The following is a 14,399-nucleotide window of genomic DNA, read 5'->3' on the forward strand; positions in this document are numbered from 1 at the left end:
CGACAAACCACTGACTAGAGGGAACTTAGAGCCACGAGATTATTTTCAGAGCGAACAAGTCCGAACCTTTTGAAGACGAATCGGTTCTGCTAGACTGTGTCCAGTTTTGCTGTAGCGTCTCCAGGTCCATTTGAACCGAGTATATTAGATTGACAGACGCTATGGTGAAATGTGATGCGCTCTGGAATACGCGCCTGTAACCATGGGACACTCCCTGAACTCGTCGGGGTGTGCAATCTGTCACATAAATACCTTCTCCTCAGATACTTAAGGAAATAACGTGCGCTGGTCGAATACTCTGATCCCCACCATCAAAGAAGTTCCCGCCGACGCGGAGATTCCCAGCCATCAACTCATGTTACGAGCCGGCCTGATCCGTCAGTTAATGGCGGGTGCCTATACTTACCTCCCCCTGGGATGGAAGGCGATTCAGAAGGCTGCCCAGATTGTCCGGGAAGAAATGGACGCTGCCGGGGCTGCGGAACTCCACATGCCTGCCCTGCAACCCATTGGTCTGTTCGAGCGCACACAGCGAAAAGAGGCTTTTGGCTCAGTACTGATTCAGTTCAACGTTCCCCGGGGAAGTCGTCAGATTCCGATGGCACTCGGCCCGACTCACGAAGAAGTGGTCACCGATCTGATCAGTCACTGCATCAGCAGCTATAAACAGCTGCCTCTGACGGTCTACCAGATTCAGACCAAATTCCGAAACGAAGAACGCCCCCGCTTCGGCGTCCTGCGTACCAGTGAATTCCTGATGAAAGACGCCTACAGCTTCAGCTCTTCCGTGGAACAGCTCGATGAGATCTACGATCGCATGTACCGCGCTTACTGCCGGATTTTTGCCCGTTGTGGTCTGAAATATCTCCCAGTCGAAGCAGAAAGTGGTCCGATCGGCGGGGATGCTTCACACGAATTTATGATTCCCGCCGACAACGGTGAAGATTCCATCGTCTACTGCGAAGCCTCAGGCTATGCAGCCAATATGGAACGGGCCGACACGGGACGTACTTCTCCTGAAATCGCAATCAGCGGCAATGCAGCGGCCCTCGAGAAAAAAGCCACTCCGGAAGCCACCAGCATTGAACAGGTCAGCAAATTCCTCGGATGCGAACCAGCTCAGATGATCAAAACCCTGATTTATCTGGCCGATGGCGAACCTGTGGCGGTCCTGATTCGCGGCGATCATGAAGCCAACGAAGGAAAAATCCGTCGTGCTCTGTCTGCTGGCTCCGTCGAATTAGCCGATGACAAGACGATTCAGCAAGTCACAAATGCACCGACCGGATTTGCCGGACCGGTGGGCATCAAATGCAAAATCATTGCCGACCACGATATCCCCGGCATCGAAAACGCGATCACCGGTGCGAACGAAGCCGACGCGCACTACCTGAATGTCAACGTCGGACGCGACTACCAGCTGGAGACCACTTACGACCTGCGGAATGCGGAAGCAGGTGACCCTTGCCCTAAAAGCGGCGAACCGCTGACGATTGTGCACGGCATCGAAGTCGGCCATGTCTTCAAGCTGGGCACCAAATATACGGAAGCACTGGATGCCAACTATCTGGATGAAAAAGAAAAACGGCATCCGATTATCATGGGTTGCTACGGAATTGGTGTGAATCGAATCGTCGCAGGCCTGGCAGAAACGAAGCACGACGACAATGGACTGATCTGGCCACTGTCAATTGCCCCTTATGAAGTGCTGGTGATTCCCTTGAACATCAGCGATGACGAGGTCATGCAGACTGCAGAACGCTATTACAGCGAACTCAAAGCAGCCGGCGTGGATGTTCTGTTTGACGACCGCAATGCCCGCCCGGGGGTCAAATTCAAAGATGCAGACCTGATCGGCATTCCCTATCGCGTCGTGATCGGCGGAAAAGGGCTGCAGAACGGGGAAATCGAAACCAAATGGCGCACTGCCGAAAACGCCGAGATGATCCCCCTTGACGCTGGTATCACACCGATTCTGGAAGCATTGGAATCACGCAAGGCGGAAGAGTACCAGGCCGCGAATGTGCCTGAGTAAATTGCTTCTCTTCCGAATGTGATCACTCCCAGTAATAAAAACAGGCCGACAGAAATCAGATTTCTGTCGGCCTGTTTTGTTTTCATTCATCAAGAGTTTGAAATTACTTCAGCTCTTTGATGCGAATATTTTTCCAGGCAACGGAATAAGGTCCCGTTCCCTTTTTAATGCCGTGGACCTGCAGTCCGATGAACCCTGATGGATGAGATTTGTAAACACGCTCATCAACCAGGTCAGAGACCTGCTCTCCGTTCACCCAGGTCTGAATCCGTGGACCATTGGCGACAACCCGGAATTTGTTCCATTCGCCATCCTTGAGATTCTTGTGAGGCGTACGCTTGTCTTCCGGAGTCATCCAGCCGATGCCTTTACCATCGTACTTGATTGCTTCACCATAGATGTAGCCGGCTTCTGCTCCGTTGTCGCCACTGGCTTCAATTTCCACCTGCGGGCCGTTCACACGTCCGTCGCCGTTCTCCTGCTGGCTGCGAATCTGGACCCCGGAGTTCAGGTTGTTGTGAACTTTGACTTCGAATTCGAGTTCGAAATTACCGTAGTTTTTCTTCGTGCACAAAAATGAATTCGGGCTGCCTTCAGAGGTCGTCCCTTCAATCGTGCCATCTTTCACCATATAGGTGGCTGTTCCGTTGTGTTGTACCCAGTTATTGAGTGTCTTCCCGTCGAACAGGCTCACCCATTCGGAGTCGGTTCCTGCCTGCAGGCTGGCACCCAGGCAGACAACAGCCAGAACAGCTGCAGCTAACCCTGTAGTTTGATGTCGCTTCATGTTTCTCTCCAAAAAAATCACAATGTTGATAGTTCTTCGTAAGTAGTTCAAAAGTCTGGTTCCACGACGCGCGTTTCTCAGACAGACAGTCTCGTTCAATCAATCGACGAAGATAAAACAGGCCCGGGCGTATTAATTTTCTGAGCCTGCTTTGCATCACCGGGCATCTCACGGTGTTCAAATTCCGGGGGCATTGGTCCACCGGGACGTTGATTCCGATCGGGAGTCGGATTTTCGGGAACGGTGTCTCCCGTCTGAACCGTCCATTGGTCGAGGGCTTTTCTGAGTCGAGCCAGTTCGGGAGCATACTCGGACTTTGATGCCAGGTTATGGAACTGGTAAGGATCTTCTGTCACCAGATACAGTTCTTCTTCAGGACGGGGCTTGAGAAAGACGTCCTTTTGAAATTCATTCAGTTTCCCCGCTTTGAAGCGATCCCAGAGCACTTCGCCGGAAGGAAATTCGATGGACTCCACACACAGGTTACGCTGCTCAGGCCAGGCGTTGCGGATATAAAGCCAGTCGCCGGATCTCACCATTCGTTCGTGCGCTTTGAAGACGTGCCAGTTGTGTTCAGCGAAGGCAAAGTCACGCACCTTCGCTTCCGGATTTTTGAGGACTTTTTCAAAGCTGACGCCCTGAATACGTTTATCAATGGGCACTCCTGCTACGTCGAGAAAGGTCGGGCCAATGTCCATCGTACTGACCAGACTGTTCGTCACGCCCCCTGCTTTGACCACAGCGGGCCAGCGGACAATCAGAGGGGTTTTGATGCCACTGTCATACAATCGGGTTTTGCAGCGTGGAAAGGGGCGACCGTTGTCTGCGAAAAACAGAACCAGCGTATTCTCAGCGATCCCCTGGGCGTCCAGTTCATCCAGAATCTTGCCGGTAAAATAATCAATGCGACTGATCTCGTCGTAGTACTGTGCCAGATCGCGGCGTGTTTCATCGCAGTCGATCAGGTAGGGAGGCACGACGACTTCGGAAGGCTGATGGGGCTGATATTCTTTGGAAGCCTGCCACGCGCGGTGTGCATCAATGGAGGCAAACCAGCAGAAAAATGGTTTGTCTTTAGGACGTTTTTTCAGAATGGGAACCCAGTCCGCTTCGCGCCCCGGCCCTTTTCCTTTCGACACGAGATCAAAGGAGGTTAATGCATAATCCCCCATATGCTGTTTCCCCGAGATCACCGTATAGTAACCGGCGTCGCGCAGCAACTGTGGGAACAGCACCTGACCTTCAGGAAGCGGCGTATGCAGCTCGGGTGCGCCTGTGTTGTGGGGATAACGGCCGGTAATCACACTGCAGCGACTCGGGCTGCAGCTGCTGATCGTCAGATAGGCGTTGTCAAACCGCAGACCTTCTTTGGCCAGTCGATCCAGGTTGGGTGTCCGGATAGAGGGATGCCCATAACATCCCAGATCATTCCAGGAGACATCATCCGCAAAGATCATGACGATATTAGGAGGAGCAGCAACGCTGCTTTCAGGTTGATAAAGAAATGTCAGCAGGAAAACTGCCAACAGACAAAAGAGATGGTTCAAGAAAGCAATTCGAACCTGCATGATGCACGCTACCTCATTCAGAATTAGAGAATACAGGTCTCGACCTGTCAGACACTGTAGACTCTACAGTACTACAACAGATCAGACTTCTCAATCATGAGGCGGGAATTCTGACGCTCTATTCCGGGCAATCAATTACATAACAAGGGTTAGTAAATGGCAGGATTATTCGACTTCGGGATCGATGCCAAAATCTTCCGGTTCTTCGTTTTCCAGAAACAGGTTTTCATCTGTTTCCGCCTGTTCTTCCTCTTCCACAGGTTCAATTGAAATCGTTAAGTGCAACTGATGTTTCACGACGGGATTGTATTGAGATCCCAGAGGTTCGAATCGCAGATGGATGTTTGCTTCCGATGCGATTTCGTCAGCAGTTTTTTCAGCACTGTCTGCCAGATCACTCTGGCCACTTTCGCGATAGCAGGCGCCCAGGGATTTCCAGGGCAACTGACTATGTGGTATCGGCAGTAAATCAGCCGCGTATTGTAAAGGTTTAATCGCTTCTGAGTAGCGACCAATTCGTTTCAAAGATTCCCCTCGTAAAAAAGAATACGAGGCGGTTAATGACCCCGGATCTGTAATCTGATCCAGTTCTCTGAGCGCCTGTCGAGGCATCCCCAGTTCCAGATAGCCTTCAGCGGCCATCAGTCGTCTTACTGTTTTTTGAGGAATTCGAGGGATCATCATTTTTAATACCTCCCGTTTCACCATCTCATTGGTGAGCATCGCTGGGTTGAATATATGGGAAATCAACGCCTCAGGGCTCATTGACATTTCCGTTGTACTTAAAAAACGCAATTCAAAGCCCGCTGGATCAATTTTACCGCACAGAATGTGCCAAATCTGCCTCCGCTTCTATTCAAATAAACATAAACCATTAAACTGCTACCATTTACAGCATGTTGCCGGTTTTAAACGATCATTAGACAGTGCCAATCTGGCGGTCGTTTTGACATCAAACTGGTGGCAGGTTGCCCCAAAGTTATACAATAACAGGGCTTTTCTTTAGACAAGACAGAAGAGAAACCGGTTCGCGCCAGTCACAACAGGAACAAGCCAGCCCGACAAACTGACTGGTCAGGTCACTGTATATAACTACGTGAAAAGCAGCGATTATTCGGAAATTATTTTGCGGAACGTTTCATCAACTTCAATGTTTTCCTGTGATTCCGTCTCCACAGGATCAGCCGTCGGCTTTTTCTGAACTTCTTCCGGTCCTTGAGGCCACACGGTTGAGATCCGCGTTGTATCTCCCTGGAGCCAGTCATGATGCCCGTTGGCTTTTTCCGGTTGCAAAAAGAGAACCGTTTTTATCTGGGAGGGCTCCACTTCAACTTGTGATTTTGTTTTTGTGGGAGACTTTTCTGCAGCCTGTTGCGTTTTCGCAGCGACCGGTTCCGCCTGCGGTTGATCTGGACTGGTAGCAGAAGTTTCTGCTTTCTTTTCTTTGCCGGCTGTTTCAGCTTTGATCCATTCTTCCAGCGTTTTCACGTCCCGTTTTTTCGCTTCCTGTTTGACCTCTGATTTCACCGGGGTCTCAACAAATCGGGCCGATTCCAGATAATCCACAGTACTTTCATTTGAAAACTCTTCGCCACTCCCCAGAGGAATTTCGATTCTGGAGCCGGCAAACTGCGCTCCCTCTTTATAAATGGTACCGCGCTGAAACGGCCCTGCTCCCAGAATCCAGGTATCGCGGGCAGTACTCTTGGCCTGCAGCACGCCTGACTGCCACACACGCTCGCGCGTGTTCCGGTTGTAGGCAAACACGCTGATTTTTGCAGCGGCGGTCTGGTTATTCTTCTTCGCCAGAGAGATTTCCGGAATGGTAGGAATCGCGGGCGCCGCAGGCATCAACGTTGCGGCGGAAGACAGCATGTTACTGGCAGGGATTCCATAGTTCACTTCGTGACCATTGGTCGCCAGAGTTCCGACTCGCGCCTCAATAACGTAGTCAGCATTCTCCTGCTTCTCCTGCATCAGACAATTGGCAGCGACAATCTGCTGTCGCAGGGAACTGATGATATAGTCACCGTTGACAAAACCAACCCCCTTGATGTTTTTGATGTAGGTTGTATCGAAATAGACTTTTTTATTCGCCAGGGTACTGAAGTCGATATGGGCGATCGTCTGGTCGACAGCATCGGAAGTCAGTAACTGCTCAGTCGCACTGTTGCTGATCATCTTGCCGCAACCTGTAAACAGGAGCAGCAGTCCAATGAGCAGACAGCTCTGAATGCGATTAGTCAGGCACCGATTAAAATCAAACATGAGTCTTGGCGATCGTCTTTTCAGCACAAAGTTCGACAACACGATTTCCACCGACTGAGCGGGAAGTCCCGACAGGCAGCAGCCCGGAAATACTGTGTGAAATGCAACAGCCATACGTAATCAGGGAGAGATCAATGTTCACATTGACTCTTCGATTGCATCTGATGTTGTAAATTGTGTGGGAAAGTTGGCCAGAACCAGGAAGGAACTTTGACCAGGAGGTAAGTCTGACTCATTCTGTATGGGCTACAGACGGAGCCAGGATTCCATGCCGAATGATTTCTTAAATGAGAGGAGTTAAGTAATCACCCGAGTGCTGGAGTATAGCGAACACATCGTGAAACTCAAATATGATTTTGATCTGAATAAATCCTACGTATTCTCCTTATCAATAAAGACTTAAGACGTTTCTCAAATTATCGACCTGCTGGAAAATCTCGCTGTTTTTTGATTTTTTCAGCGAGGAATGCGGGGGCCCACGCCCCGATTCGACAGGGAAAAGTCCGTGATACGAGAAGCTGCATCGGGCCAGTTCCAGGCTGATCCGTGGTCCTGTGTTAAACACAGGACTTCGCAACTTGCTTCGATCTCTTCCACTGCTTCAGCCGTCAGCGATGCGACCTCTGCCAGTTCCTTGTAGCCTCCCAGGCGAAAACATTCGCTCAAAGCGCTCCAGGCCTTGCGACTTTCCATAACCGGAAACAGTCGAGCCGCCTGATGCAGAGGCTCAATCGCCTCCTGATAGCGTTCCTGACGCAGGTAGGCTTCGCCTGTCAGAAACAGACGCATGGCTTCCAGTGGGCCTGCATCTTCTAATGAAGCCAGTGCATCCAGAGCCTGGATGGGCATGCCCAGTTCCAGATATCCTTCTGCGGCCATGATCTTGTGAATAACTTTGGGAGAAACTTTGTCTAACATAATCAATTCCTTTTTTTACCGGTGGGGCAAGCAATCCATTGCCCGGCTGCAGTGTTGTTTCTAAAACCGTTTCAATCCTCTGAAACGTTGACTCGATAAATTTTTTAAATGCAACCCCCATACCAAACAGCGAATTCAAAATCTGGAATTTGCCTATCTCATGACAGATCAACGGTTTTAAGCGCTGGTAAATTTCCCTTCGTACCCGAAGAATCCCTGAAAATGCAGTTTCTACCCACGACTGTTCTGTAACATCTACATCTCCCGATCTATGCACAGGCTTTCTCTGAGGAGAGAACAATCTCATGCGAAAACTTGCACTTCCTCATTCAAACCTGCATGATAGAGAAGATTGAATTCCCCCGCCTGCGCCTGTGTTCTGAACACCTTTGAGACTGAGGATGAACTCCATGCTGTCGCTTCCCCAACCCGCATTTCGACATACGATTGGCTTTGTACTGAGTCTGTTGCTCTCTCCAGTTCTCCTGGGTGTCTCCTCCCCGTCAGAGAGTGAAGCAGCCGAAGCAACTCGTCCCAACATTCTGTTTATCTTCACCGATGACCATGCCTCACATGCCATGAGCTGCTATGGCTCGAAAGTCAACGAGACACCGAATCTGGATCGCATCGCCCGAGAAGGCATGCGGTTCAATAACTGTTTCTGTACGAACAGTATCTGCGGCCCCAGTCGCGCGGTCATCTTGACTGGCAAACACAGTCATTTGAACGGCTTCAAACAGAACGGGAACAAATTTGACGGCTCTCAGCAGACATTCCCCAAGCTCCTCCAGAAGCATGGTTACCAGACAGCCATCGTCGGGAAATGGCATCTGGTCTCTGATCCGACCGGTTTCGACTACTCTGAAATACTCATTGGTCAGGGCCCCTATTACAATCCGCCGATGATCAAGAACGGGAAACGTGTCAAACACGAAGGGTACACCACAGATATCATCACCGATCTGGCAATCGACTATCTCAAAAATGATCGTGATCCCAAAAAACCGTTTATGCTGATGTTCCAGCACAAGGCGCCACATCGCAACTGGCAACCCGGGCCTAAGTACCTGCATATGTACGACGATGTCACCATCCCGGAACCGGACAACCTGTTTGACGATTATGAAGGTCGCGGCACCGCAGCCCACCAGCAGGATATGACCATCGCCAAAACGATGACTCCGTTTGATTTGAAATTAACCCCACCCACGAATCTGACTCCCGAACAGCTGGCAACCTGGAACGCCGCATATGAACCTAAAAACGAAGCATTCCGCAAAGCGAATCTGACAGGGAAAGATCTGGTGCGCTGGAAATATCAGCGTTATATGAAAGACTATCTCAGATGTGTTGCCTCTGTAGATGAGAATGTCGGCCGCATGCTGGACTACCTGGAATCGTCTGGGCTGGCAAAGAATACCGTCGTCATTTACTCGTCCGATCAGGGCTTCTATCTGGGAGATCATGGCTGGTTCGACAAACGTTTCATGTATGAAGAGTCATACCGGATGCCTTTGCTGGCACGCTGGCCCGGCGTCATCAAACCGGGTAGTGTGAATAACGACCTGGTCTCCAATCTGGATTTCGCAGAGACCTTTCTGAACATCGCCCAGGTTCCGATTCCCGCTGATATGCAGGGCGTAAGCCTGGTGCCTCTGTTCAAAGGGGAAGAAGTCAAGTGGCGCGACAGCCTCTATTACCACTATTATGAATTCTACAACGATCGACGCTCCGCCCACATGGTTCGTCGGCACAACGGGGTCCGCACAAAACGCTACAAGCTGATTGACTTCTACAATCTGGGGGAATGGGAACTTTATGATCTGGAGAAAGATCCCCGCGAGATGAAAAACGTCTATTCAGAACCGGAATATGCCCAGGTGGTCAAAGACCTGAAAGCAGAACTCAAACTGCTGCAGGCGAAATATCAGGTTCCGGACGACACAGGTTCCGTCGAGAAAGATCCGCCTTCACTGCATCTCAAACCGAGAAACAGTGGCGCGGCTCAGAAAAAGAAAGCAGCCGGTAAAAAATAAATCCGGCAGGCTGCCTGATCCCATCGGGATGGAGTTTCGTAAACTCAGCTCATTCGGCGTTGCGCCGGTGAAAACGGAGTCCGGCAACCGCATATTGCCGTGCGCCCAGATTCCAGCGCCAGGGGTGCAACATCTCCACATCTTCGACCAGCTTCGCCAGGGGAGAGTCCCCTTTCAATTGCGCAAACAGCAGGCCGGGATGTACGCCATGAAAAAAGTTACGAGATGACAGCAGCTGAGATAAATACTGGGTGAACTGAAAATCGGGAACATCCTTCAAATCAGCCGCGGATTCAGACGAGACAAAATCACTGACGATCAAGCCAGCTCCCCCCTCACCTATCAGATCCAGCGCGGTGCGGAAATGCTGTCCACGCACAGAGACGATCAGTTCTTCAAACCGGGGATGCGTCTCACCAACGGCATGTACGACCTGAAGTATCAGCTGACTCAAAATACAGGTAGAGCAGACAACATCAAACGGACCTGGAAGTTTGTCTGCTTGAGATACAGACAATGCGTCGATGATCTCCTGCAGCGCATCCTCTCCCTGATGATCTGATTTGAAAACGGCCAGACTGTCTCCCACTCCGGTCAGATCCAGTACGTGCTGGTGGATCGCCGGGTTTTCAGAGATTGATTGAAATTCAACAGCGTACTTCAATGCAGATTCATCCAGATCCACCAGATGAATTTCGCTGTATACCTCAGACAACTTCTGTAAATCCAGGTCGTTGCAGTTCCCAGCCCCCAGTACACAGAGCCGCCCCCCGGAAGATTCTGCCAGCTCTGTCAGATAGCCAGTAATCAGGTTGCGATGTGCTGCCCCGTGTTCCCAGTTAGGACGACTCGCCTGGTTAAATTGAAACTCTTCCTCAAATAATTCGTTCATTTCTCTGGTTGAAAGTCTCCTCTGCCCCTATTTAATATGCTCGGATTATACAGATGAGGTCAACTGTAAGTCATGCAGGGGATATATCAATCGAAAACTGGCTGGAAATGTATTTTTCGCTACCACTAAATCAGGATTTCAGCCAAACTAGTGCAGTGTCATTTTTAAATTTTGGGTTGATAGATATCTCGAGAGTGCGATAACGGAGCACGTAACAACACCCCCAACCCTCAGTTTCAAGCTTGATAAAGCACTAGAGCATATTAGTACCGATTCCTCTCAGTCATTCTGAATGCCATTTGAAATGCTATTCTTTGTTATTGCCTGCCTCGTTCCATCATTCCTAATCTCGTTTTTTGCTACAGCAGCTATGCGCAAGCTGGCACCTCGCTGGGGGCTCATTGATCAACCTGCACAACGTAAGGTGCATGTCACCCCCACACCTCTGGGGGGAGGGGTCGGTATCTGGATGGGAGTCATCATCCCGATCGTTTGTGCACAACTGGTTGTTCTGCTGATTGTCAAATGGGACTTCAATCCGACATGGATTCCGGCGGAACTCATTCCCCATCTGAATGGTGTTCTCTATCGCTCCGAACAACTCTGGATGGTTCTGGGTGGGGGTACCGTTCTCGCTGTCATGGGACTGCTGGATGATAAGCTCAATATTTCCTGGAAACCACGATTGCTGATCCAACTTCTGGTTGCCGGTGGTCTGGTATGGGGAGGCATCAGGGGAACGCTCTTTATACAGCAACCCTGGATCGGAATGCTGTTGACTGTTGCCTGGATCATTGTCCTGGTCAACTCATTGAACTTTCTGGATAACATGGATGGTCTGACCTCGGGTATCGGGCTGATCGCAGCAGTTCTGTTTGCATTAATCATGTTACGATACACGGGGGAACCACGCTGGCTGGTCGCTGGTGTCCTGCTGATTCTGGCTGGTTCGATTGCCGGTTTTTTGTGCCATAACTGGCCTCCCGCAAAAATCTTTATGGGAGACTCAGGCAGCTATTTCATCGGGCTGATCCTGTCGACAATGACCATTCTGGGAACCTTTTATCCCGGTGCGACATCAAACACTGAGACAGTCATGAGTCGGCATGTCATTCTGGCCCCGCTTTGCATTCTGGCGATACCCCTGTATGATTTCTGTACGGTGATGATCATTCGATTGAAAGAAGGTCGCAGCCCGTTTCATGCGGATAAAAGCCATTTCTCACACCGCCTGGTAGAGCTCGGATTAAGTAAACGGAATACCGTTCTCACCATCCACCTGGCGACATTGACCACGGGAATCGGAGGTTTGATTTTGTATGAAGTCTCGTCCTGGAGTGCTGCCCTGCTGGTCATGCTCATGATTTTCTGTGTCCTTTCGATCGTGACAATCCTGGAGAATGTAGGTCGGAAAAATCGGGAATGAGTAAACAGCGCAAAAACAAATCGCGACAGCCGACTCAGGCAGAGACGCACTCAGTTGCCCCCTCCTTACACTGGCTGACCGGTCTGCTGCAGGGAACGCAGCTGTTCCTGGCAGGTTTCCTGATCCTGTCTCGTTACTTCCTGCCTGCGGAATCTGCCCCGGAGGGAGACACGCTCACGCTCGCGTTCGGCTGGTTCATGGTAACCATTCTGTACGCCGCCAGCTTTCTCACTGATCGTACCCGGTCTTTTCGAATGGATCTGTTGGACTGCGCCGTCTGGCTGCTGGTAGCAGGTCAGGTACTCTCTACCCTGGTTATGATCTGGTTTGGAGAAGGACAGCAGCGCGATGCGCTGAATATGATGTGGGAATGGATTGCCCTGGGCTGCAGCTTCTCGCTGATGCGGCGACTGTTTGCCACCTCTGACCTCCGCCAGACTTTGATTGTCGGATTCATCACAACGGTTGTCGTTCTGTCAGTCTATGGGATCTGGCAGCATCATTGGATGTACGACCGGCTCTCCCAGGAATACCAGAAGGCCCGGCAAGAGTACGATGCGACACACTCTCCCGAAGCGCGACAAAAACTGCTTTCGATGGGAGTTCCCTCCGATACGCTCGAAGGAAGCACTCGCGAGCTGTTTGAAAGGCGTCTGCTGGACAGCTCCGAACCACTGGGCCTGTTCGCACTCGCAAATACATTTGCCGGCCTGTTAGTCGTGGGGTTTCTACTTTCATTTGCCGTGACCGTGGATTGTTTTTTCGAGAAGCCTGCCTCTTCCGGTTCCCCCTGGAATCGGTTGAAACCTGCAATCTACCTGCTCGCAACCATGCTGATCGGTTACTGTCTGATTTTGACCAAGAGCCGCACCGCCTGGGTCGGTCTCATCGGTGGCCTGTTCACTCTGGGATTACTGAAACTGCTTCAGTCACGCCGGAGCACAACTGCCGATCCTCTGCTCTGGAAAAAGCGGGTTCTCAAATGGGGAGGACTGGCAGTGATTCTCTGTTGTGGATTTATACTGCTGGCGACTTTCAGCGGAGGTTTTGACCGGGCAGTGTTGACCGAAGCCCCTAAATCCCTGCAGTATCGGCTCGAATACTGGACGGCAACCTGGGATGTCATCAAAGAAAACCCTGTCTGGGGAACAGGTCCTGGAAACTTCCGCTCGCATTACCTGAAATTCAAACTGCCGGGTTCCAGTGAAGAAATCGCAGACCCCCATAACTTCATGCTCGATATCTGGGCCAACGCAGGTCTGATGGCCTTCGCAGGATTACTGTTGATCCTCTGTCTGGCCTGTTATCGCTGGTTGATGAATCTACCTTCTACAGCAGTAAGTTCAGAACAGCAGTCCCCGTTAAGCGCAAGCGACTTTTCTCCTTCACAACTGGCGCTGCTGTCCGGTTTCGGGCTCTCATTTGCACTGCTCTGGGGGATTCAACTGTTTGTCTTCTCGATTGATGAATCGATTCTCTGGTTGTTCTGCCTGGGCTGGCTGGCACTCTTTTTCATGTTAAACACCGGTGCCAACCTGAGAGTGACAGGAGAGAATGCGACCGCTTCACTGCTGCCACTTGCCCTGGGAGCCGCTTTTATTGCTCTCTGTATCCATCTGTCAGGCGCAGGGGGAATCGCCATGCCCGCCATCACCCAGACCTGGCTGTTGCTGCTGGCACTTGCTTTTCCGGTCTCTGAAAAGCCAGCGAGTCCAGACGTCAGTTCAGTAGATCAAACGCAACGAAGCCCTGCACCAGCAGCAGCCCCTGTACATTTGAGAGCACTTTCTCTGACTGTCTGCCTGATCCTGACATTTTTCTTTATCCTGTCTTCGTTTGCGCCAACAATCCAGCGGAAATCGCTCGTATTACAAGCGGAACAGTCACTCATGCGTGGCTCATCGGTTCGAAATGCGCAACGTTATTTCAGTCAGGCCAGTCAGGTGGATCCAGTCTCTCCAGTTCCCTGGCAGGCTTTGGCTGAGATCGAATTTCGAGAAGGAGAACAGAATCGCAGTGCGTTTGAACGGGGTGTCGAGTTGAAAAAAGCAGCGATTCAAAGAGATCCCTTGAATCCGCGCCAATATTTCGATCTGGGCCGCCAGTTGAAACAACAGTATGAAGTCTCACACCAGCAGGATGACCTGACAGCTGCTCTCGAACACTTCCAGCGAGCGGTGGCAGGATACCCCAATAATTCCCTCTATCGGGCTGATTTTGCAGAAGCTCTGTCAGAGGCAGGCAAACCTGCTGAAAGTCGACACCAGGCCCAACGCGCAATGGAACTGGATGAGGCCAACCGACGTGGTCAGCATGTGGACAAATACTTAAATGAAGAAACAGTAAGTCGAATGAAAGAGATAATTAACGCAACTCAATCGAATCAGAATTGAACTCGGCCGCGCTTCGGCCCATAATAACGGAGTGTTCTCTGTCGGAGTTCAGTTCGTTCTGAATTTTCCGACTCAA

General features: G+C 50.8%; 10 protein-coding genes. 4 read left to right on the forward strand and 6 right to left on the reverse strand.

What is annotated here, in order from left to right:
• Positions 1–280 precede the first annotated feature (280 nt).
• A complete protein-coding gene (locus ACN0YN_RS07345; RefSeq protein ID WP_417384355.1) occupies positions 281–2,035 on the forward strand; it encodes a proline--tRNA ligase in 1,755 nt (584 codons plus the stop codon).
• A 103-nt stretch (positions 2,036–2,138) separates the two neighbouring features.
• Here ACN0YN_RS07345 and ACN0YN_RS07350 read toward each other — a convergent pair whose 3' ends face one another.
• The 5 genes from ACN0YN_RS07350 to ACN0YN_RS07370 all read right to left on the reverse strand — a co-directional run bounded on the left by ACN0YN_RS07350 (position 2,139) and on the right by ACN0YN_RS07370 (position 7,576).
• Positions 2,139–2,822, reverse strand: coding sequence for a 3-keto-disaccharide hydrolase (locus ACN0YN_RS07350; protein ID WP_417384356.1), 684 nt, complete (start codon positions 2,820–2,822; stop codon positions 2,139–2,141).
• 95 nt (positions 2,823–2,917) lie between these two features.
• A complete protein-coding gene (locus ACN0YN_RS07355) occupies positions 2,918–4,390 on the reverse strand; it encodes a sulfatase (RefSeq protein ID WP_417384357.1) in 1,473 nt (490 codons plus the stop codon).
• A gap of 165 nt (positions 4,391–4,555) precedes the next feature.
• A complete protein-coding gene (locus ACN0YN_RS07360) occupies positions 4,556–5,074 on the reverse strand; it encodes a tetratricopeptide repeat protein (protein ID WP_417384358.1) in 519 nt (172 codons plus the stop codon).
• A gap of 426 nt (positions 5,075–5,500) precedes the next feature.
• Complete coding sequence (locus ACN0YN_RS07365) at positions 5,501–6,658, reverse strand: DUF6655 family protein (protein WP_417384359.1); 1,158 nt, start codon at positions 6,656–6,658, stop codon at positions 5,501–5,503.
• A 456-nt stretch (positions 6,659–7,114) separates the two neighbouring features.
• Complete coding sequence (locus tag ACN0YN_RS07370; RefSeq protein WP_417384360.1) at positions 7,115–7,576, reverse strand: tetratricopeptide repeat protein; 462 nt, start codon at positions 7,574–7,576, stop codon at positions 7,115–7,117.
• Positions 7,577–7,986: 410 nt separating this feature from the next.
• On the opposite strand from ACN0YN_RS07370, the gene ACN0YN_RS07375 reads away from it, so the two are divergent.
• On the forward strand, positions 7,987–9,612 hold the full coding sequence (locus tag ACN0YN_RS07375; RefSeq protein ID WP_417384361.1) for a sulfatase: 1,626 nt from the start codon (positions 7,987–7,989) through the stop codon (positions 9,610–9,612).
• Between the two features lie 49 nt (positions 9,613–9,661).
• On the opposite strand, the gene ACN0YN_RS07380 is transcribed toward ACN0YN_RS07375, so the two are convergent.
• On the reverse strand, positions 9,662–10,504 hold the full coding sequence (locus tag ACN0YN_RS07380; RefSeq protein ID WP_417384362.1) for a hypothetical protein: 843 nt from the start codon (positions 10,502–10,504) through the stop codon (positions 9,662–9,664).
• Between the two features lie 370 nt (positions 10,505–10,874).
• Here ACN0YN_RS07380 and ACN0YN_RS07385 point away from each other — a divergent pair, with 370 nt between their 5' ends.
• Both ACN0YN_RS07385 and ACN0YN_RS07390 read left to right on the forward strand, forming a co-directional pair.
• Positions 10,875–11,930, forward strand: coding sequence for an MraY family glycosyltransferase (locus ACN0YN_RS07385; protein WP_417384363.1), 1,056 nt, complete (start codon positions 10,875–10,877; stop codon positions 11,928–11,930).
• Complete coding sequence (locus tag ACN0YN_RS07390) at positions 11,927–14,323, forward strand: O-antigen ligase family protein (protein WP_417384364.1); 2,397 nt, start codon at positions 11,927–11,929, stop codon at positions 14,321–14,323. The genes ACN0YN_RS07385 and ACN0YN_RS07390 overlap by 4 nt, the downstream gene beginning before the upstream one ends.
• Positions 14,324–14,399: the final 76 nt, after the last annotated feature.

Source organism: Gimesia sp. (assembly GCF_048260065.1).
Classification (GTDB): Bacteria; Planctomycetota; Planctomycetia; order Planctomycetales; family Planctomycetaceae; genus Gimesia.